Here is a 20,156-nt window from a genome sequence, read left to right as displayed (position 1 = left end):
GATTTATTTTCCTGTCAAGCACTTGGGAATAAAGTCTGATCAACTAATTCACAAAGTGCATTAATCACAAAAAGATGGTTTTCTAAAATGCGGCTTTCTTTGCTGGCTGGGATTGATATTTCTAAATCCTTGTCTGCTAAAATTCCTTGAATGGCATCGTTGTTAGAGCCAGTTAGCGCAATAACATTAATTTCTTTGCTGACAGCGTGGGAAATCGTATTTAGCACGATTTTTTCTGTCCCTAAAGGTGCAAAAGCAATAAGTAAGTCGCCCGATTTTGCAACAGCATTAAATTGATGACAATACAATTCTTTAGGCGATTGTTCAAAAATAAGCGAAGAACCCACCGCACTTTCTAAGCTTAATAACACAGATGGGAAGCTCGGTCTAACTAAATCATATCGATTCAGCAAGTTAGATACGAGAAACTGTGCATTGGCATAAGAACGCGAGACGCCACAAGCGATCACTTTATTACCGCCTAATAAACATTGCATTACCATTTGTGTGGCGTTGGTAATATTTTCAGAAAGCATACTTGATGCTGCAATTTGAATTTGAATACTTTCGCTATAAATATCTTTTACTTTTTGTAACATTATAAAAAGCCGTTAATCGAGAAAATTAGGAATCCATTGAATATCTTGAGGTGTTTTGCCAAAAGCGATTAAATCAAAGCGGCAATTAGCATCTTCTAAGCTCATATTTTGTTTTGCAAGCCATAAATTTGCGGCATCTAACCATTTTTGTTGTTTTCGCCAATCTACGCTTTCTATTGCAGAACCAAAGGCGGAATGACTTCGTTGGCGAACTTCAATAAAGACGATAGTTTCTTTGTCATTCATTATTAGATCAAGTTCACCACATTTGAAATTTTGATTAGCCGCAATAAATGTTAAGCCTTTTGCTTCTAAAAAAAGGCGAGCTTGATGCTCAAAGCTCGCCCCTTGCTGACGTTTTAAAGAAAACATTAGTTTGCAACTGGTACAATTGCACCATCTTGATATTGATACCAAGTCATATCGCGTTCAACATTACAGTTGGTATCAGCACTTAAAATACCCGTTAAGCCACTCAAGCGATAGCCTGGCACTTGGCGTAATTCATTGAATTGATTAATTAGCAACCACGCATCCGCACCCATTGCATATAAACGCATCAATTGATATTCGCCTCCCGTGGATTTTGCTAACTTCTGATATTGTGGAGAATTGGTATCTTTAAAAAATGGAATATCACTAAACTGTACGCCATTCATCTGTGTAATGAAGTCAGCATTAGTGTTTGTTGCACTTGCGCTTGCTCGAGAGCTGGCATAAATCGGTAAATTAGGTACGATATTTGTTAAATAACCTTTCATTTCTGCCAGTTCAGTTGGACTTGCTACGACATAAAGTGCGGTTGTATTTGAGTTATTTTCTTGAACGAAATAAGTCACATCCGCAGGCAAATTGTAGTAACGGATATTCGCATCAGTACCTGCTAATTGCTGCCAACGTACATTAAAGGCATTGCCTACGCGTTGTCCTAAATCATTTTGCGGCATTGCGACAAGTGGATTACGCACGCCATCGTTCCACATTTTATTGGCAGCAGATTCAGCTTCATCTTCTGGAGAAAGTCCGTAATAACAAAGTTGAGGAATCGCACGAGAATTTGGTGTGGCATTTAATGCAAGCACATCTATACCTTGAATTTGAGCAGGATCCGCTAAAATCACATCAAGATTTTGTTTTAGTAATGGACCCACTAAGGTTTTAATCCCCGCTTGTTTTGCTTGCGCAATGATATCTTGTACAGAATTCATTGAGGTATCAAACACTTGCACTGGAATGGTTGAGTTACCTTTCGCGTCGTTGAAACCCGATTGAATGGTTGTACCAAGAATTTGTCCGTCACCACTTAATGGCAAGAGTAAACCAATTTGTGACACATTCGTTTGTTGGAAATTAAGCAATGTAAGCAATTCTTTTGGGAATAACGTTGCGGCTGCATGATTTGGGTAAGCATTTTTCCAACTTTGCAATGCTTGGCTTAATTGAACTGGTTGACGAATATAATCATTGTAGGTTTTGATTAAGTTTAACCAACCGCCTAAAGCCGCGTTGCCTTCATCTGAAGCATTATTGATTACGCCAGTATTTGCTGAACGTAACAATGCCCAAGTTTTATCAACGTTATCTTGGCGACGTTGTACATCTGTTAAATTCTCATCAATTTTTACCCGCGCTTTTACGGCTTCAATGATGTCTTTACGGTTTTCAGCAACAATAGCTAAGGTTTCGTAATAACGAGATTTTTGTGACGGGCTTAATTTATTTAAATCCAATGCACGTAATTGATTTTGAGCGATTTCATTAGCATTTTTTGCAGCAGAAATTCTCGCTTCAATTAATGTACGATCTAATTTTTGCGCATCATTTAATTCACCTAATTCACTTAATAACGCTTCTGATTGTTCAACTTTATTTTCACTGATTAACACGCGAGCCGCGAGCAATTTATAGGTTTGTTGATCTTCGAGTTCTTGTGCTTGTCCTAATTTATTCATATAAAATTCAGAACTTGCATTCGCATCTTGTTGTAAAGTTTGCGTAAAACTGCTGCCAAGTAGATTTGAACAGCCAGCTAAGGCCATTGACAATAAAATTGGTATTAAACGTTTTTTAAAACGTCCGCCTTGTAATAGAATAGACATTCTTGCTCCATCATTAACAGACAATAGTTGTGGCAGATCTTACTTATCTCATAACTTAAAAGCAAACAAAAATGACTGATTTAACCGGAATTTTATACATTGTTGCCACGCCGATTGGCAATTTACAGGATATTACCCAGCGTGCTTTAGATACTTTTGCTCAAGTGGATTTAATTGCAGCAGAAGATACCCGTCATAGTGGCCTTTTATTAAGTCATTACGGTATCAAAAAGCCCTTTTTTGCTTTGCATGATCACAATGAACAAGAAAAAGCCCATATTTTGGTGGAAAAACTTAAACAAGGTAGCAATATTGCTTTGATTTCTGATGCGGGGACGCCATTAATTAGTGATCCTGGTTTTCATTTAGTACGCCAATGCCGTGAAGCTGGTATTCGCGTTGTTCCTTTACCCGGAGCATGTGCGGCAATTACCGCTCTTTGTGCATCGGGGATTGCTTCTGATAGATTTTGTTTTGAAGGCTTTTTACCTGCGAAAAGTAAAGCGCGCAAAGATAAATTAGAAAATATCGCAGAAGAAGACCGCACTTTGATTTTTTATGAATCCACTCACCGTATTTTAGATACGCTAGAAGATATGCAATTGGTGTTAGGGGAAGAACGATATATTGTGTTAGCCCGCGAAATTACTAAAACTTGGGAAACGATTACGGGTAATACGATTAAAAATTTACGAGAATGGCTTTCAGAAGATCCAAATCGTACAAAAGGCGAGATGGTTTTGATTGTTGAAGGCAAACCAAAGTCTGACAATAACGATGAAATCTCCCCACAAGCGGTGAAGGCGCTTGAATTAATTGCAGAGGAATTACCGCTAAAAAAAGCGGCGGCTATTGTTGCTGAGTTGTATGGTTATAAGAAGAATGCTTTGTATCAATTTGGATTAGCGCATTTGGAAAAATAACCTCAAAATTAACCGCACTTTATTAATCCGATTTTAATCTGTTTGGTTGCTCCAAACTGATACAAGCTCTTACAAGATATTTACTTTTAGACTGGAAAAAATATGTTAAACCAAGTTTCAAATACATTACTGACACCAAGTAATCTTTCAACTAAAGCATTGCTCAATATTTTTGACATGATGTCGCATCGTAATATTGACTATGCTGATTTGTATTTTCAACTTAGCCAAGATGAAAGTTGGGTATTGGAAGATGGCATTATAAAAGAAGGCGGTTTTCATATTGATCGTGGTGTTGGCATGCGGGCAGTTTCTGGTGAGAAAACAGGCTTTGCTTATTCTGATCAAATTAATCTTGCTTCTTTGCAGCAATGTGCGGAGGCGGTAAAGGGGATTGCGCAAGTAAAACAGGGAAATTTGATTTCGCCATCTGCTTTTAATGTTGTAAATCCTATTGCTCGTTATGCAGCGATTAATCCTTTGGAAAGTTTGACTAAAGAGAAAAAAATTGAGTTATTACATTTGGTTGATCGTACAGCACGCGCAGAAGATCATCGCGTAACTCGCGTATCAGCAAGCCTTAGTTCCGTTTATGAAGAAGTATTAGTCATGGCGACGGATGGTACGCTAGCTGCAGATATTCGTCCTTTAGTTCGCTTATCTATTTCTGTGCTAGTAGAGGAAAATGGCAAACGTGAACGAGGCAGTTGTGGTTCTGGTGGGCGTTTCGGTTTAGATTGGTTCTTTGAAGTGATTGATGGCGATATTAGAGCAGTACGATTTGCTAAAGAAGCGGTTCGTCAAGCTTTAGTAAATCTTAGCGCAGTTGCAGCCCCAGCTGGATTAATGCCTGTTGTATTAGGTGCTGGTTGGCCAGGCGTATTGTTACACGAGGCGGTAGGGCACGGTTTAGAAGGGGATTTTAACCGTAAAGAAAGTTCACTTTTCACAGGCAAGATTGGTGAACAAGTGACTTCAGCGTTATGTACGATTGTGGATGATGGCACGATTGAAAATCGTCGAGGTTCATTAACTATTGATGATGAAGGTGTGCCAAGTCAATGTAATGTATTAATCAAAGAGGGTATTTTGCAAGGTTATATGCAAGATAAAATGAATGCCCGTTTGATGGGTGTCGCGCCAACAGGAAATGGTCGTCGCGAGTCTTATGCCCATTTGCCAATGCCTCGAATGACTAACACCTATATGCTTGCGGGACAAAGTCAGTTTGATGATTTGATTGCTTCTGTAGAACAGGGTATTTATGCACCGCACTTTGGTGGCGGTCAAGTGGATATTACCTCTGGTAAATTTGTATTTTCTACTTCAGAAGCTTATTTAATTGAAAAAGGAAAAATCACGAAACCTGTGAAGGGCGCAACTTTAATCGGTAGCGGCATTGAAGTTATGCAAAAAATTTCTATGGTTGCAGATAAATCAGAGCTTGATTTAGGTATTGGGGTTTGTGGTAAAGAAGGGCAAAGTGTGCCTGTCGGTGTTGGACAGCCAGCACTAAAAATTGATGAAATTACTGTTGGTGGTACAAATTAAATTAAAATTGCGCAAAAGATCACAAAAATCCCATTAAAATTGGATTTTTACTAGCAATCTTATTCAAATTTTGATAGTCTCAGGCAGAATTTTATTTTATATCTTTTAATTATTTTAAATTATGTTGAAAAGAATTTTAGTTATTATCGGTTTAGCGACGCTCGCAACTGCTTGTTCTAATGGTCCACGAACGGCAAATCATCAGATTATTTCAGAAAATGATGATGTTCAATTAACGGGTTTAATTAATAATTTAGAAAAAGATAATCGAACAGGTATTTTTCACAAAGTGAGAACAAACCGCTCCTCGGCTTTGATGGGCGATAAGGCTCTCGCTAGTGTTTATAATGAATGGGTTGGCACTCGCTATCGTATGGGCGGTACGACTAAACGTGGTATTGATTGTTCAGCATTTATGCAAACAACTTTTTCTGAAGTTTTTGGTATTGAATTGCCTCGCTCTACGGCTGAACAGCGTCATTTAGGTAGAAAAATTAATAAATCCGAACTTAAAAAAGGCGATTTAGTTTTCTTCCGTAAAAATAATCACGTTGGTGTTTATATTGGTAATAACCAATTTATGCACGCAAGTACAGGGCAAGGTGTGACGATAAGTTCCCTTGATGAAGAATATTGGGCTAGAACTTACACTCAATCGCGCCGTATCATGTAATGAAAAAGAAAACCGAACATTAAGTTCGGTTTTTTTGATCAGTTTATTGATAAAAACCCCCTCTTTAGTCGAGGGGATTTTTATTATTCTTTAAATTCTTCCATCATTTCTTGCGCTTTTTTCACCATGTCTTGTGAACCAACAAATAGTGGAACACGCTCATGAAGTGCGGTCGGTTCTATATCTAAAATTCGACGATAACCATCTGTTGCCACACCACCAGCTTGCTCCGCTAAAAATGCAATTGGATTGCCTTCATATAATAAACGGAGTTTTCCATTTGGATAGTTGGTTGCACTTGGGTAAATATAAATGCCGCCTTTTAATAAATTGCGGTGGAAGTCTGCTACAAGTGAACCAATATAGCGAGAGGCGTAAGGACGATGAGTCGCTTTATCTTCTTCTTGGCAATATTTAATATATTTTTTCACACCTTGTGGGAATTTGAGGTATTGCCCTTCATTGATGGAATAAATGCGACCCGTTTTTGGCATTTGCATATTTTCGTGTGATAGACAGAATGTACCGATTGATGGATCATAAGTAAAACCATTAACCCCATTACCAGTGGTATATACCAACATAGTTGATGAACCGTAAACAATATAACCCGCGGCAACTTGTTTATTCCCTGGTTGTAAGAAATCTTCTAAGGTGACAGGTGTGCCAATTGGAGATACGCGACGGTAAATAGAGAAAATTGTACCGACGGATACATTTACATCAATATTTGAAGAACCATCAAGGGGATCGGTTAAAATAATGTATTTTGCATTGCGTCCACGTTCCGTATCAAATGCGATAAAACTTTCTTCTTCTTCAGATGCAAAACCAGCCACTTCTTCGCGTGCCATTAATGCCGCTTTCATCGTGTTATGGGCGAATAAATCAAGTTTCATCTGACTTTCGCCTTGTACATTTTCAACACCAGATTGACCGAGAATATTTGTTAAGCCTGCTTTGTTAATATCTCGATGAATAATTTTCGCTAAAAGACGAATTGACGACAAAATACCACTCAATTCCCCCTTTGCGTTTGGGTATTCAGCTTGGCGTTCAACGATAAATTCACTCAATGTTTTCATAATTTTCCTTTTAGTTTTTCATAATGCGTAAGTCAATTATAGGGAGTTTGGAGTGTAAACTCTAATGGCAGATTATCAGAATGGGATCTTTATCACAAAAATTTCACATTTATTGCTGTAATTTTTAGAAACTATCATTTATTTGTTAATAAATCTTGGAGTAATTTTATGAATTTGCGCTCCAAATAAACTTGAGCTACCATAACCGCACTTTATTAAGCCAAAAGGTAAAAAATGAAAATTGCATTAGGCATTGAGTATAACGGGAAAAATTATTATGGTTGGCAGAGACAAGAAAAAGTCCGTAGTATACAAGAAGAATTAGAAAAGGCACTTTCTTGTATTGCAAATGAAAAAATTGAAATATTTTGTGCTGGCAGAACGGATTCTGGTGTGAGTGGAACGGGGCAGGTTGTTCATTTTGAAACCAATGTGATTCGTCCTGAGAAAGCTTGGGCTTTTGGCACTAATGCTCATTTACCTGATGACATTGCAGTGAGTTGGGCAAAACAAGTTGATAATGAATTTCACGCCAGATTTTCCGCAACAGCACGCCGTTATCGCTATATTCTTTATTGTAATAAATTACGCTCTGCGATTTTAGCGGGTGGAATGACCCATTGCCATTTAGATTTAGATGCTGAAAAAATGCATCAGGCAGGGCAATGTTTATTAGGGGAACATGATTTTTCCTCTTTCCGTGCTGCACAATGCCAGTCTCATACGCCTTGGCGTAATGTGCATCATTTGAATGTGTCTCGTATCGGAAAATATATTATTGTTGATATTCAAGCGAATGCTTTTGTGCATCATATGGTGCGCAATATTGTGGGAAGTTTGATTGTGGTCGGTGCTGGAAATCAGCCGATTGAATGGATGCAATGGCTACTTGAGCAGAAAAATCGTCAGCTTGCCGCACCTACAGCAAAACCCGATGGATTGTATTTGGTGGATGTGATTTATCCACAAAAGTTTGATATTCCTAAACGCCCAATTGGTCCTTTATTTTTAGAGGATGGTTTATTAAATCGCATTTTGAAATAAAGCGTAATTTCATATTTTAAATCACCATATCTGAAAATATTCTTCATAAAAAAAGACCGCACTTTAAAAGTGCGGTCAATCTTAAGTGAATTTTATATTAATTTTGATATTCCATAATTCACTAAAAATCCACCAATCACTAGCCATAAATAAATTAGTGTTCCTAAAACAAGCGGTTTTAATCCAGCCTTTTTGATTGCGCTTGCTTGCGTAGTTAAGCCAAGGGCAGCCATCGCTGAAATTAATAAGAAAGAATCGATTTCAACTAATAATTTCACGAGTTCTTTTGGTAATAAATCAAAAGAATTAAAAATCGCAACGCCAATAAAAAGTACAGCAAACCAAGGAATTGTAATTTTGTGTGAGGTATTTTCTGATACTCCATTACTACGTGTTAATAACCAAGAAAGCATTAATAAAAATGGTGCGAGCATCATTACTCGGATCATTTTGGTAATGACGGCGGTATTTGCTACGATAGGATCAATATTTCCCCCAATCGCATAAACTTGAGCCACTTCATGTACACTAGAACCAACATAAATACCGAATTGATGAGCATTAATTAAATCTTGTGACCAAGTGTAGAAAAATGGATAAGTAAAAATAGAAAGCGTCCCGAAAATGACCACTACGGCAATCGCCACTGAAACTTTATGAGATTCTGCTTTGGTAACAGGCTCTGCCGCCATAACCGCTGCCGCACCACAAATACTACATCCAGCCCCAGTGAGATAAACCAATTGTTTATCCATTTTTAGATAACGAATGCCCAAAAGTGCGGTAAGAAAAAAGGTTGAAATTAGCATAATGGCATCAGTGACAACAGCATTTAAGCCAACATCGGCAATATCGCCAAAAGTGAGACGAAAACCATACAGCACAATGCCAGTGCGAAGAAGCGTGCCTTTGGCAAATAATACGCCTTTTTCCACTAGTGTTGAAAATTGCGGGTAAATGGTATTGCCGATTGCCATTCCCAGTAAGATGGCAATAATTAAGGCACTGATATGATAATGATGGGAAAAGTCGGTGCTTCCTAAATAGTTAGCAAGTATAGCGATAATCGCGATAAATATAAGTCCGAAATAAAAGGGACGAGTGTTCATTTTTTCTTTCCTTAGTGAGTGTTTTTGTCTTTTACCCAAGCGGTTTCATCTAAAATTTTGCCAAAATAGCTTTCGACTAAGCGACGAGTAACATCAGTTTGTGGAGCGGTAAAAAGATTTTGAGGGCTGCCATATTCAATCATTTTTCCTTCATCCATTACGATAATCGTATCTGCAATATGTTTAATTACACCGAGATCTTGCCCTACATAAATATAAGAAATACCTAAACGTTGCTGCAGATCAAGGGTTAAATTTAGTAGCTGAATGCGTACTGAAGCATCTAGATTGCCAAGTGCATCATCTATAATAATTATTTCAGGTTCTAAAATCAGCGCGCGTGCCAAAGCGACACGCTGTTTTTGGCTGATAGAAAGATTTTTGATTTTTAGATTTGTGTAATCGGGGTAAAGCCCTACAAGTAATAGTGTTTCAAAGATTTTTTGATTGCGACGTTCTTCATCCCAATCTATTGCTAAACGTAGCGGCGCATCTAATGCCTCACCGATGTTTAAGCGAGGATTAAACGCTGAATTCGCATCTTGGAACACCATTCGAATATGTTGCGCGCGGTATTGAAAATCCTCAAATTGCAATTCATGATCGTTAAATAAAATTCTGCCAGAAGTGGGCTGAGTAATGCCCGCAATCATTTTTACTAACGTTGATTTCCCAGAACCATTTTTGCCGATAATTGCTAAGGTTTGTTGGCGCTCAAGAGAAAAACTTACATTTTCTACCGCATTAAAGTCACTCATACCAAATAAACGCTTGCGGCCTTTAAAGGTTTTCGTCAAATCTTCTACTTGTAATAACGGCATTATTCATTTCCTTTGCTTGCAAGTGTTAATGGTGTACTCATTGCTTTTTCTTTGAAGGTTTTCTCGCGTAAATTAATTGGATAATGGCAAGAAAATTCATGTTGTTTTATTTTGAATCGAGTTGGTTTTTCAATACATTTTTTCTGTGCAAAAGGGCAACGAGGACCAAGACGGCAACCAATAGGCATTTGTTCTAAAATTGGCACGGTACCTTCTAAGGTGCTTAGTTTTGTTTTAAATCCCAAAGGCTGCGTAAAATCAGGTACGGCATTAATCAACGCTTGTGTGTAAGGATGATGAGGACTTTCAAGCAACATTTGCGTTGGGCCTGATTCCGTATTTTGCCCGCAATAGAGTACAGAAATCTGATCGCACCATTCACTAATACTTCTGATGTCATTGCTAGCCAATAAAACAGTTGTACCTTGGTTTTGGTTCATACTAGAAAGTAATCGAAATACCTGTAATGCTGTTGTTGCTTCTAATGCATTAGTCGGTTCATCGGCAATAAGCAAGCGGGGCTGATTTGCTACTGCGATAGCAATCATGACTTTTTGTCCTTCGCCTTCCGTTAATTCATTAGGATAGCTTGTCATGATGTCTTTGTGTTCTTTTATCCCTACACGATGCAATAATTCAACGGTACGGCGTTTTTTCCAACCAAACCATTGCCACCATTTTCCTTTAAAGGTCCAATTCGGGATATTTTGGATTAATTGTTTACCAATTTTCCGACTTGGATCAAGACAAGAAAGGGGATCTTGGAAAATCATGGATATTTCTTTGCCGACCAGTTTTCGACGTTTATTGGGACTGAGTTTTAGTAACTCTACATCATGAAAGCGAAAGCGATCAGCGGTAATAATCCAGTTTTCTTTGATGGCATTACAAATTACTTTGGCGATTAAACTTTTACCAGAGCCTGATTCGCCAACAAGCCCACAAATTTCCCCTTCATTGATCGATAAGTTTACGCCGTCCACAATCTTAACGAGGCCGTTTGAGGTTTGTATTTCGATATTTAGGTTACGGATGTCTAGTAGTGCCATAAATTATTCGTAATATTGGTTGATAGCTTTAGTTAAGCCATTGCTAAAAATAATGCTTAATAAAATAGTAAAAATAATTGCAAAGCCTGGAAGTAATACCGTCCAAGGTGCAAGATAGAGGAGTTCTAAAGAATCTCGAATCATTGCGCCCCATTCTGGGGTTGGTCGCTGTGCGCCAAGAGAAATAAAACTCAAGGCGCTAATATCCAATATAGCGACAACAAATGCTCGTGCAATTTCTTGAACATAGATTACGGTGATATTTGGCAAAATCGTACTTTTTAATAATTCCCAGTTAGAAATGCCTTCAAGTTTTAACATGAGGACGTAATCTTTTTTCAATTCTTGTTGAATGGCGCGATAAATTGCATGGATGAAATACGGTAATATCGCTAAAAGTGTTGCGAACATTGCATTCAATAAACTCGGTTCCATCAGAGTGGAAATTACGATGGCAATGAGCAAAATAGGGAGCGATAAAAAGGCATCAAAAATATGGCCGACAAAACGCGCTTTTAAGCCCTTCAACATACCAGCAACAATGCCTAAGGTTCCACCAATTAAGGCAACTGCAAGTACGACTAGCAACGATGATCCAATAGTGTAACTTGTGCCCATAATTAGTCGGCTTAGTACATCACGGCCTAAATCATCAGTACCAAAGAAAAAAGCAATTTGCCCTTTTTCTACCCAAGATGGCGGCATTAATTCTTGCCCAACAAACTGCATATTATGAGCATAAGGTGCGATCCAACCGCTGAAAAGTGCGGTTAGAATTAACAACGTTAATAAATAAAAGCTGAACAACGCAATGGTATTTTTGCGAAATAGTAGCCAAATTTGGAATATTGAGGTATTTTCTCTAAATTCTTCAGGTTCTTTATCTTGCATACCAACCTTTCTTTTTAAATGGATCGAGCACGAAAGTAAGCGCTTTAATGAATGTGTCGATCAAAATAATGCAAACGCCAATTACAACTACACCCGCAGAAATACTATTGTAATCTTGTTGCGTTACGGCATCGATCAGCCATCGACCAATTCCAGGCCAACCCAAAGCGGTTTCTACCAACATACATTGAGTTAATACTAGGGTGAACACGCGCGGTACTTGTGGAACAAGCAGAGGAAACGTATTACGGAATACATATTGGTGGAGAATTTTCCATTTTGACCAACCCCGTGTTGTGGCAACTTTGGCAAAATTTTGGTTCAAAACATATTCTGCGCGTTGTCGAATAATTCGGATAATTTCCATTGTTGGCAAAATGCAAAGCACCAGTGTTGGTAAGGCTAAATGTTGCAAAACATTTTGTACAATTTTGGTGCGATAAGGCACATCCATAAACCAAACATCAATGACTGGGAAACCAGTAATCGGTTTTATTTCATAGAGTAAATTGTATTGCCCAATAGATGCGATTTCCCAATGATTTACCGCTGCGACATAAAGCAAAATCGGTGCGAGCCAAAATATCGGGATCGACAAACCAACATAAGATAAACTTTTTAAGCTCTTTGCAAAAATATGCTGAGAATTTACAGCACTTATAATGCCAAGCGGTACACCAAGAATGAATGCCAATAAAAGTGCGGTAAAACAAAGCTCTAATGTGGGTGGAAGTACCGTTAGAATTAGATCTATCAGCGATTTTCCACCGTTATAAGTAATCCCAAAATCACCATGTAATAAGGTGCTTAAATAATTAAGATAACTGGTGTAAATATTGTGAGTGACAAGATCTGAATTAAGCGGATCTCGCAATAAAATGACGAAACTTAGCAAAGATAACACAAGCAAGAGCAAGGTTACCCAAAGGGTATGGCGAATAACAGACCACAACATTAGGGTTTCTCCTTGTGTAAGCGTAAGTCAGAAAAGTTAAGGCTACCAAAAGGTGTTATTTCCACGCCTTTTACTTGGCTATTTGCCACCAAAATACGTTTTACATTTGCGATAGGGATAATTGGCAATTCATGTAGAATCAGTTCTTGAGCGTCATTATAAGCACGCGCCCGTTCAGATAAATTAGATGTGGCAATCGCGCGATCCATTAAATTATTAAATTCTTCGTTACACCAGTTAGATAAATTAGTGATTTCATTTTGCGTATTACAGCTCAAAATAGGGCGCATAAAACCGTCAGGATCAAGATTTCCTGCTAACCATCCCGCTAAAATTAAATCGTAATTTTCTGATTTATTGCGAAGTTGCTCACTCAAAAATGTGCGTGTTACTGTCCGCACTTTTACTTTTACGCCGACTTGATCCAAATCGGATTTAATCATTTCCGCCATTTTAAAAGGCGCAGGGTTATACATTTGTTCTTCATTAATCACCCATAAATTGAGCGAAAGATGTTTATTTTCTAATTTTTTCTTCGCGACTTTTGGACTGTAATCAAAGTCAAATTCTGGCGTGTTTACGCTAGAAGCCCAAGATATTTCAGGAATAATATTATTCGCCACTGTCGCAGTATTGTGATAGATGTTGTGAATAATACGTGCGCGATTCAAACTTTGTGAGATAGCTTCTCGAATGGTGCGATCCTGCATCAATGGTTTTTCAAAATTGAAAGCAAGATATGCCAAATTCATTCCGTCAGTGGATTGCATATAGTAGTGCTTATCGTTGCTTTTTAATAAGCCAATTTGGCTCACTTCAGGATAAGAGGCTATTTGACATTCATTATTGAAAAATTTGACGATTCGCCCGTTTCTATCAGTAGATAAATCCACGATAATATTTTGAATTTTTGCTTCTTTTTTCCAATAGTTTTCGTTACGCACTAAGCGAACATATTGGTTATACACATAATCCTTTACTTGATAAGGCCCTGTGCCCACAGGGTGAGTATCTAATTGAGTAAGATTATCGTCAGCGCTTAATTGATAGGCATATTCTTGTGAAAAAATAATGGCATATTGGCTGGCAAGATGCGACAAGATCGATGAATCAGGCTCAAACAATTCAATTTTCACTTGATAAGGTGAAAGTGCGGTCACTGATTTAATTTTTTCATTAAGCTTAATACTATCAAAATAAGGAAAGCGAACTTTTCTTGCTTGCTCGTGAAACACTTTATATTGCGGATTTTTATAGGTAATTGCTGTTTCTGCTAAGGTTGGCAAGTAAGTATCATGACCCAACACACGATTGATTGAAAACACCACATCTTCCGCATTAAAATCACGCGTTGGGGTAAACCAAGGCGTATGATGAAATTTCACCCCACGGCGTAAATTAATCAAAATTTCTTTGTTATCTGGTGAAATTGAATAGGATTGCGCGAGTACGGGGGTAACGTTCGCACTATGGTTTTTTATTTCAAAAAGTTTGTTATAAATTTGCTCTGTTACGACATTCATACTCGTGCCTGCATCCGCAGTTTGCGGATTAAAAGAAAATCCAGAGGCATTAGTACAATAAGTTAGTCCGTTTTCTGTTAGGTGTTCTGGTACGCGGGGAGCAGCTTGAAGTTCGGAGTTCAAGCCAATACCAAATAGAAAACAGAAAAACGTAAGATTTTTGCGTAACATAACAAATGCATTGTGATAAATTATGTGCCAAATTGTAAGGCATATTAGTAAAAATGGCTAGGATATTGAATGTTTAATAGGGTTCAAAACGAAATCAATCAAATCATTAATCGTGGTTTTGACCGCACTTTGCGCTTGGCGGTAACAGGGTTAAGTCGGAGTGGAAAAACGGCGTTTATTACAAGTTTAATCAATCAACTTCTCTCCATTAATCAAAATTCATCACAGCATTTGCCCTTGTTTGAAGCGGCTAGAAATGCTGCAATCTTGGCGGTGAAACGAGTATCGCAACAAGATCTCAGTGTGCCACGTTTTGATTATGAAAGTAATTTAAATGATTTGTCACAAAATCCGCCTCAGTGGTTTCAATCTACTCGTGGCGTGAGTGAAACACGTTTAGCAATTCGTTTTCAACGCCAATCTGGCTTGCTACGCCATTTGAAAGAACGAGGCACGCTTTATCTGGATATTTTTGATTATCCCGGTGAATGGCTGCTCGATTTGCCGTTGTTAAATCTAGATTTTCAACAATGGTCGCAAGAGCAAATTAAGGTCACCACTGGCATTCGAGAAGAATTGGCGCAGAATTGGCTTTCCATGTTGCAGGATTTAGATTTAAGTGCGGTCGCAAATGAAGATATTTTAGCCAAGATAGCGAAAAGTTATACGGATTATTTACACCAATGTAAGTCGCAAGGCATGCAATTTATTCAGCCTGGGCGATTTGTATTACCGAGTGATTTAGAGGGCGCGCCCGCATTACAATTTTTTCCATTAATTCATCTTTCAGAAGAACAGTGGAAAACCTTGAAAAAAACAGCCAAATCGAATAGCTATTTTGCCGTACTGACAAAACGTTATGATTATTATCGCAATAAAATTGTGAAAGGTTTTTACGAAAATTATTTTTCTACCTTTGATCGTCAAGTTATTTTGGCAGATTGTTTAACGCCTTTAAATCACAGTCAGCAAGCCTTTTTAGATATGCAAATGGGTTTAAACCAGTTATTTAATAATTTCCATTATGGCAGCAGAAATTTTATTTATCGTTTGTTTTCTCCACGAATTGATCGATTAATGTTTGTTGCGACGAAGGCGGATCATATTACTCGGGATCAAATTCCTAATTTAGTGAGTTTAATGCGCCAAATTGTGCAAGAGGGTGGTCGCCATGTGGAATTTGAAGGAATCGATACGGAATATACCGCTATTGCAGCTGTTCGTACCACAAAGCAAGTGATTGTAAATCAGCAAGGAAAAGAAATTAAAGCAATTCAAGGGATTCGTTCTATTGATAAACAACCGATTACGCTTTATCCAGGAACGGTGCCAAGTAAATTACCAAGATCAGAATTCTGGCAAAAACAACCGCACTTTGATTTTGATAGTTTTGAACCTCAGCCTTTGGAACAAGGCGAAACGATTCCTCATTTGAGAATGGATGCAGTTTTACAATTTTTATTAAGTGATCGATTTGAATAAAAAAGTGCGGAAAATTTTCCGCACTTTTTTCATCTTTCTAGCCTGTATTACGCATCCCAGCCGCGATACCTGTAATGGTAATCATCAATGCTTGTTCCACATCGGGATTTACTTGCTCTGGATTTTCACGGAAACGGTGAAGCAATTCCACTTGCAGTAGATTGAGTGGATCCGTGTAGATATTACGCAATGCGATTGAATCTGCAATCCAAGGTAAATCAGACATCAATTCACTTTGGTGAGAAAGTGAAAGCACAGTTTGAATATCATCTTTAAGTTGCTTACGTAAATTTTCGCCTAAATACCAAAGTTCTTTTTTCACTAATCGTTGATCATATTGTTGGGAAAGCCAAGCATCTGATTTACTAAATACCATTTCCAACATACCGATTCGAGTTGAAAAGAATGGCCAGTTTTCGCACATTTCATGAATGACATCGCCTTTGCCTTGTTCAATAATCTTACGGATAGATGCTCCAGCGCCTAACCAAGCGGGTAGCATTAAGCGATTTTGCATCCAGGCAAAAATCCAAGGAATGGCGCGTAAACTTTCCACGCCGCCATTTGGATTACGTTTTGCAGGGCGAGAGCCAAGCGGCAGTTTGGAGAGTTCCTGTTCTGGTGTCGCACTACGGAAATAAGGAACAAAATCTTTATCACCACGAACCACGCCACGATAAATATCGCAAGAAATCGTGGAAAGCTCGTCCATTATAGTGCGCCATTCTGGTTTCGGTTCCGGTGGTGGTAAAAGATTTGCTTCTAAAATGGCGCTGGCGTAGAGATCAAAGGTTTCTACCGCTACAGCGGGCAAACCCAGTTTGAAGCGAATCATTTCGCCTTGTTCTGTCACACGTAAACCATTTTTTAGTGAACGAGGCGGTTGAGAAAGTAATGCCGCATGTGCTGGCGCACCGCCACGACCAATCGTGCCACCACGTCCGTGGAATAAGGTGAGTTCAATGCCAAGTTTTTCCGTTAAATTTACTAAGGCTTCTTGTGCACGGTATTGCGCCCAAGAGGCAGCCATCATTCCCGCATCTTTTGCCGAATCCGAATAGCCAATCATCACCATTTGACGATTATTGATCACGCCACGATACCAACCCACATTGAAAAGTTGAGTCATCACTTTTTCGGCAGCATCTAAATCGTCTAAGGTTTCAAATAATGGCATGACAGGAATATGGTATGGCACACCCGCTTCTTTTAAGAGTAAATGAACGGCTAAAACGTCAGAGGCACTGCGTGCCATCGAAATAACATAACAAGCTATTACACCTTGTTTTTGTTGAGCAATCACTTTGCAAGTATCTAAAATTTCTTTGGTTTCAGGCGATGGCGTCCAGTTTTGCGGAATTAATGGACGGCGTGAGCTTAATTCCCGAATTAAGAAAGCCTGTTTATCGTCTTCTGTCCATTGAGAGTAATCGCCTAAACCAATATAGCGTGTAATTTCAGCAATGGCATCGGTGTGACGAGTGCTTTCTTGGCGAATATCCATTTGAGAAAGTGTCACGCCAAAACAACTAATACGGTGCAAAATATTTAACAATGAACCATTTGCAATAATGCGCATGCCACATTGAATTAAAGATTGATAACAATCGTAAAGCGGCTCCCAAAGTTGATTATCTTCCAAAATAATTTCGCTTTCGGATACGCGCGGTGTGCGATCTGATAGATGATCATCAAAATAAGCTAATGTTGCCGTAAGCTGATTGCGTAAATTTTTCACCACAAAGCGATAGGGTTCTAAATGCTCACCGTATTTAGCACGAAATTCATCGCTACATTTCACCATTGAAAGTTCATCGGCTAATTTGCTGATGTCTTGTAAGAATAAATCCGCCGCTTTCCAACGGGCAAAATAAAGTACTTTTTTGGTGATTTGTGCGGTGACAAATGGATTTCCATCACGGTCGCCGCCCATCCAAGAGGAAATGCGCACGGGTTTTAATCCCACTGGTAAATCGTAACCTAAAAATTCACGAGCGGTTTCGTTGAGTTGGCGTAAAAATTCTGGCACAGCTTGCCATAAGCTGTTTTCCAACATCGCAAATCCCCATTTGGCTTCATCGAATGGTGTTGGACGAACAGTACGAATTTCGTTGGTATGCCATGCTTCAGCGATTAAACGAAGTAATAGACGCTCAATAATATTGCGTTCTTTTTCCGTTAAATCATGATGTTCTAGCTTGCTTAAACATTTATTGATTTCAATATGCTTATGAATGAGTGAACGACGTGTTGTTTCTGTTGGGTGTGCGGTCAGAACAAGCTCAATTAATAATTTTTCGACGGTTTTATGCACCTCTTCCACTGAGGCATTTTGTTCTTTTAAGCGTTTGAAAAGTTCGCTTAAGGATTGAGAAGAACTTTGTGCAAGAGAATGTTCACGCGAAATTGTTTGATATTGTTCAGCTATGTTAGTGAGGTTTAAAAATTGGCTGAAAGCACGCGCAACAGGAATAATATTTTCATTAGAAATACTACCGAGCGTATCGAGCAATTCTTGTCTTGCTTTATCATCACCCGCCCGAGAATTACGAGAAAGTTTACGAATATTTTCGATTAATTCGAGAATATCGGCACCTTGGGCATCATTGATGGTTTCTCCGAGAAAACGCCCTAACATACTAATGTTATTGCGTAGAGTGCGGTACTCTTGTGTCATAGGAACTCCTAAAAGTAAAAAATAAACTTCGTAAGTTGGTGATAGATATAGCTAAAAACGGAAGATAGGGCAAATGCTATTCAAGGAAACCTTGAAGATAATCAAGAAAAGCTAAAAAATAGATAAAAAAGGACCGCACTTTTTATAGATTATTTAAAAAGTGCGGTTTATTTTTAATAAGTTTTATAAAATTGATTTAACAGATTTTCGAATAATAAGCTCAGGGCCAATGTCAATACGGCCATATTGCTGAACGCCCTGATCTTTTTGACTAATACGCTCTAACAAGATATTCACCGCCTGTCTGCCTAATCGTAGCTTAGATTGGTGAATGGTGGTTAATGGTGGCGCATAGAAACGTGAAGCATGAATATCATCATAGCCGATAATGGACATATCATCGGGCACGCGTAAGCCTTTTTCTGTCAGTGCAGAAATTGCACCTAACGCCATCACATCGTTACAACAGAATAGGGCAGTTGGTAATTCCTCTTGAGCCAATAAGCGATTCATACATTCATAGCCATCTTCAGGCTCAAATGCCCCTTCAAAAACCCAAGATTCACGCACCTCAAGATTCGCATCTGCCATCGCTTTTAAAAAGCCTTCATAACGCGTTTTTGCCGTAGTTTTATTGAGTTCACCGCAGATAATCCCGATTTTTTTATGACCGCACTCAATGAGATGTTTGGTTGCTAAATAACCGCCATCAAAACTATGATCATCAATTACATCGGTATTCGCATTTGGGCCCCAATCCATTACAACCATTGGAATAGTGGAAAATGACGAAAGTAAATCCAATGAATCTTGCGTATATTCAGAACACATTACGAGCAAACCATCTACCCGTTTTTTCGCCAACATTTCTAAATGATTTTTGACTTTTTCAGGATCGTTTTGTGTGTTACACAAAAATAAAGAATAACCTTGTCGATAGCAATGTTCTTCAACAGAATGGATTATTTCGGCAAAATACGGCGCTTCACTGGTCGTCACAATCATTCCAATGGATTTGGTGGTATTGACTTTTAAACTGCGTGCCACAGCACTAGGGGAATAATTAAGTTGTTTAATTGCGGATAACACCGCTTCTTCCGTATCTTTTGCAACGAAACGGGTTTTATTAATTACGTGAGATACGGTTGTGGTGGACACACCAGCCATTTTTGCCACATCTTTAATTGTTGCCATATATTTAAATCCCTAAAAAATTTTTCCTATTATAAAGGTTTGTTGAGAATTTAGTCATCTTTATTGCAAATTTTTTATAAAAAGAAGTGATTTTTTCGTATTATTCTTGCTAGAATGTCTGCGTTATTTTTTTATGAGGAGAACAAAATGAGCGATTTTGGTTATGCAATGATTATGGTTGTTTTTAGTATGTCTGTTGTCGTGGGGCTTGCACTTTCAATCTTTTAATCAAATCAACTTTTTATTATCACCGCAGTTTTGTTTCTACAAAGTGCGGTGATTTTTTTCGGTGTTTTGCTTGCCCGTTTAA

At 38.4% G+C, this 20,156-nt stretch carries 17 protein-coding genes; 5 read left to right on the top strand and 12 right to left on the bottom strand.

Translation table 11 applies throughout. The annotated features are described in order from the left end of the window. Positions 1 to 14 precede the first annotated feature (14 nt). The 3 genes from GG9_RS01195 to GG9_RS01205 are packed head-to-tail and all read right to left on the bottom strand — an operon-like array spanning position 15 to position 2,698. Positions 15 to 599 carry a D-sedoheptulose-7-phosphate isomerase gene (locus GG9_RS01195; protein WP_005632534.1) on the bottom strand — a complete coding sequence of 195 codons (585 nt, stop codon included), beginning with the start codon at positions 597 to 599 and terminating at the stop codon, positions 15 to 17. A 12-nt stretch (positions 600 to 611) separates the two neighbouring features. After that, on the bottom strand, positions 612 to 971 hold the full coding sequence (locus tag GG9_RS01200; protein ID WP_005632532.1) for a YraN family protein: 360 nt from the start codon (positions 969 to 971) through the stop codon (positions 612 to 614). Then, on the bottom strand, positions 971 to 2,698 hold the full coding sequence (locus GG9_RS01205) for a penicillin-binding protein activator (protein WP_005632530.1): 1,728 nt from the start codon (positions 2,696 to 2,698) through the stop codon (positions 971 to 973). Before GG9_RS01205 ends, GG9_RS01200 begins: the two co-directional genes overlap by 1 nt. A 71-nt stretch (positions 2,699 to 2,769) precedes the next feature. On the opposite strand from GG9_RS01205, the gene rsmI reads away from it, so the two are divergent. The 3 genes from rsmI to GG9_RS01220 all read left to right on the top strand — a co-directional run bounded on the left by rsmI (position 2,770) and on the right by GG9_RS01220 (position 5,845). Further along, positions 2,770 to 3,621: a 16S rRNA (cytidine(1402)-2'-O)-methyltransferase gene (rsmI, locus tag GG9_RS01210; protein WP_005632528.1), complete on the top strand. Its 852-nt coding sequence runs from the start codon at positions 2,770 to 2,772 to the stop codon at positions 3,619 to 3,621. Positions 3,622 to 3,723: 102 nt separating this feature from the next. Then, entirely contained in the window at positions 3,724 to 5,172 is a 1,449-nt protein-coding gene (gene tldD / locus GG9_RS01215; RefSeq protein ID WP_005632525.1) for a metalloprotease TldD, read from the top strand. Between the two features lie 121 nt (positions 5,173 to 5,293). Further along, positions 5,294 to 5,845 carry an NlpC/P60 family protein gene (locus GG9_RS01220; protein WP_005632523.1) on the top strand — a complete coding sequence of 184 codons (552 nt, stop codon included), beginning with the start codon at positions 5,294 to 5,296 and terminating at the stop codon, positions 5,843 to 5,845. Positions 5,846 to 5,928: 83 nt separating this feature from the next. Here GG9_RS01220 and fbp read toward each other — a convergent pair whose 3' ends face one another. Then, positions 5,929 to 6,930: a class 1 fructose-bisphosphatase gene (gene fbp / locus GG9_RS01225; protein ID WP_005632521.1), complete on the bottom strand. Its 1,002-nt coding sequence runs from the start codon at positions 6,928 to 6,930 to the stop codon at positions 5,929 to 5,931. Positions 6,931 to 7,164: 234 nt separating this feature from the next. On the opposite strand from fbp, the gene truA reads away from it, so the two are divergent. Beyond that, the gene (gene truA / locus GG9_RS01230) at positions 7,165 to 7,974 is read left to right on the top strand and encodes a tRNA pseudouridine(38-40) synthase TruA (RefSeq protein ID WP_005632520.1); all 810 of its coding nucleotides are present in this window, start codon (positions 7,165 to 7,167) and stop codon (positions 7,972 to 7,974) included. A 92-nt stretch (positions 7,975 to 8,066) separates the two neighbouring features. Here truA and GG9_RS01235 read toward each other — a convergent pair whose 3' ends face one another. From GG9_RS01235 to GG9_RS01260, 6 genes are read right to left on the bottom strand one after another with little or no spacing between them, the layout of a single operon-like run. After that, entirely contained in the window at positions 8,067 to 9,083 is a 1,017-nt protein-coding gene (locus tag GG9_RS01235; RefSeq protein WP_005632519.1) for a YeiH family protein, read from the bottom strand. An 11-nt stretch (positions 9,084 to 9,094) separates the two neighbouring features. Beyond that, positions 9,095 to 9,904 (bottom strand): peptide ABC transporter ATP-binding protein, encoded by an 810-nt coding sequence (locus GG9_RS01240; protein WP_005632518.1) that lies wholly within the window; start codon positions 9,902 to 9,904, stop codon positions 9,095 to 9,097. Then, a complete protein-coding gene (locus GG9_RS01245) occupies positions 9,904 to 10,953 on the bottom strand; it encodes a peptide ABC transporter ATP-binding protein (protein WP_005632517.1) in 1,050 nt (349 codons plus the stop codon). Before GG9_RS01245 ends, GG9_RS01240 begins: the two co-directional genes overlap by 1 nt. Positions 10,954 to 10,956: 3 nt before the next feature. Beyond that, positions 10,957 to 11,844 carry an ABC transporter permease subunit gene (locus GG9_RS01250; RefSeq protein ID WP_005632516.1) on the bottom strand — a complete coding sequence of 296 codons (888 nt, stop codon included), beginning with the start codon at positions 11,842 to 11,844 and terminating at the stop codon, positions 10,957 to 10,959. Continuing rightward, entirely contained in the window at positions 11,834 to 12,799 is a 966-nt protein-coding gene (locus GG9_RS01255; protein ID WP_005632514.1) for an ABC transporter permease, read from the bottom strand. Before GG9_RS01255 ends, GG9_RS01250 begins: the two co-directional genes overlap by 11 nt. Then, positions 12,799 to 14,493 (bottom strand): ABC transporter substrate-binding protein, encoded by a 1,695-nt coding sequence (locus GG9_RS01260; RefSeq protein ID WP_005632512.1) that lies wholly within the window; start codon positions 14,491 to 14,493, stop codon positions 12,799 to 12,801. Before GG9_RS01260 ends, GG9_RS01255 begins: the two co-directional genes overlap by 1 nt. A gap of 69 nt (positions 14,494 to 14,562) precedes the next feature. Here GG9_RS01260 and GG9_RS01265 point away from each other — a divergent pair, with 69 nt between their 5' ends. Further along, positions 14,563 to 15,975 carry a YcjX family GTP-binding protein gene (locus tag GG9_RS01265; protein WP_005632511.1) on the top strand — a complete coding sequence of 471 codons (1,413 nt, stop codon included), beginning with the start codon at positions 14,563 to 14,565 and terminating at the stop codon, positions 15,973 to 15,975. Between the two features lie 37 nt (positions 15,976 to 16,012). On the opposite strand, the gene ppc is transcribed toward GG9_RS01265, so the two are convergent. Both ppc and purR read right to left on the bottom strand, forming a co-directional pair. Next, positions 16,013 to 18,652, bottom strand: coding sequence for a phosphoenolpyruvate carboxylase (gene ppc, locus GG9_RS01270; RefSeq protein ID WP_005632509.1), 2,640 nt, complete (start codon positions 18,650 to 18,652; stop codon positions 16,013 to 16,015). A 183-nt stretch (positions 18,653 to 18,835) separates the two neighbouring features. Next, the gene (gene purR, locus GG9_RS01275) at positions 18,836 to 19,846 is read right to left on the bottom strand and encodes an HTH-type transcriptional repressor PurR (RefSeq protein ID WP_005632506.1); all 1,011 of its coding nucleotides are present in this window, start codon (positions 19,844 to 19,846) and stop codon (positions 18,836 to 18,838) included. Positions 19,847 to 20,156: the final 310 nt, after the last annotated feature.

It is taken from the genome of Haemophilus haemolyticus M19501 (assembly GCF_000222025.1).
In the GTDB taxonomy this organism is placed as follows: domain Bacteria; phylum Pseudomonadota; class Gammaproteobacteria; order Enterobacterales; family Pasteurellaceae; genus Haemophilus; species Haemophilus haemolyticus_G.
This window is presented reverse-complemented; position numbering and strand designations above follow the sequence as displayed.

What these genes read in the sequence shown, in the direction of transcription:
- GG9_RS01255 (WP_005632514.1), bottom strand. Translation starts at nt 12,799, where the DNA reads ATGTTGTGGTCTGTTATTCGCCATACCCTTTGGGTAACCTTGCTCTTG.
- rsmI (WP_005632528.1), top strand. Translation starts at nt 2,770, where the DNA reads ATGACTGATTTAACCGGAATTTTATACATTGTTGCCACGCCGATTGGC.
- GG9_RS01205 (WP_005632530.1), bottom strand. Translation starts at nt 2,698, where the DNA reads ATGTCTATTCTATTACAAGGCGGACGTTTTAAAAAACGTTTAATACCA.
- GG9_RS01220 (WP_005632523.1), top strand. Translation starts at nt 5,294, where the DNA reads ATGTTGAAAAGAATTTTAGTTATTATCGGTTTAGCGACGCTCGCAACT.
- ppc (WP_005632509.1), bottom strand. Translation starts at nt 18,652, where the DNA reads ATGACACAAGAGTACCGCACTCTACGCAATAACATTAGTATGTTAGGG.
- tldD (WP_005632525.1), top strand. Translation starts at nt 3,724, where the DNA reads ATGTTAAACCAAGTTTCAAATACATTACTGACACCAAGTAATCTTTCA.
- GG9_RS01260 (WP_005632512.1), bottom strand. Translation starts at nt 14,493, where the DNA reads ATGTTACGCAAAAATCTTACGTTTTTCTGTTTTCTATTTGGTATTGGC.
- GG9_RS01235 (WP_005632519.1), bottom strand. Translation starts at nt 9,083, where the DNA reads ATGAACACTCGTCCCTTTTATTTCGGACTTATATTTATCGCGATTATC.
- GG9_RS01245 (WP_005632517.1), bottom strand. Translation starts at nt 10,953, where the DNA reads ATGGCACTACTAGACATCCGTAACCTAAATATCGAAATACAAACCTCA.
- purR (WP_005632506.1), bottom strand. Translation starts at nt 19,846, where the DNA reads ATGGCAACAATTAAAGATGTGGCAAAAATGGCTGGTGTGTCCACCACA.
- truA (WP_005632520.1), top strand. Translation starts at nt 7,165, where the DNA reads ATGAAAATTGCATTAGGCATTGAGTATAACGGGAAAAATTATTATGGT.
- GG9_RS01250 (WP_005632516.1), bottom strand. Translation starts at nt 11,844, where the DNA reads ATGCAAGATAAAGAACCTGAAGAATTTAGAGAAAATACCTCAATATTC.
- GG9_RS01200 (WP_005632532.1), bottom strand. Translation starts at nt 971, where the DNA reads ATGTTTTCTTTAAAACGTCAGCAAGGGGCGAGCTTTGAGCATCAAGCT.
- fbp (WP_005632521.1), bottom strand. Translation starts at nt 6,930, where the DNA reads ATGAAAACATTGAGTGAATTTATCGTTGAACGCCAAGCTGAATACCCA.
- GG9_RS01195 (WP_005632534.1), bottom strand. Translation starts at nt 599, where the DNA reads ATGTTACAAAAAGTAAAAGATATTTATAGCGAAAGTATTCAAATTCAA.
- GG9_RS01265 (WP_005632511.1), top strand. Translation starts at nt 14,563, where the DNA reads ATGTTTAATAGGGTTCAAAACGAAATCAATCAAATCATTAATCGTGGT.
- GG9_RS01240 (WP_005632518.1), bottom strand. Translation starts at nt 9,904, where the DNA reads ATGCCGTTATTACAAGTAGAAGATTTGACGAAAACCTTTAAAGGCCGC.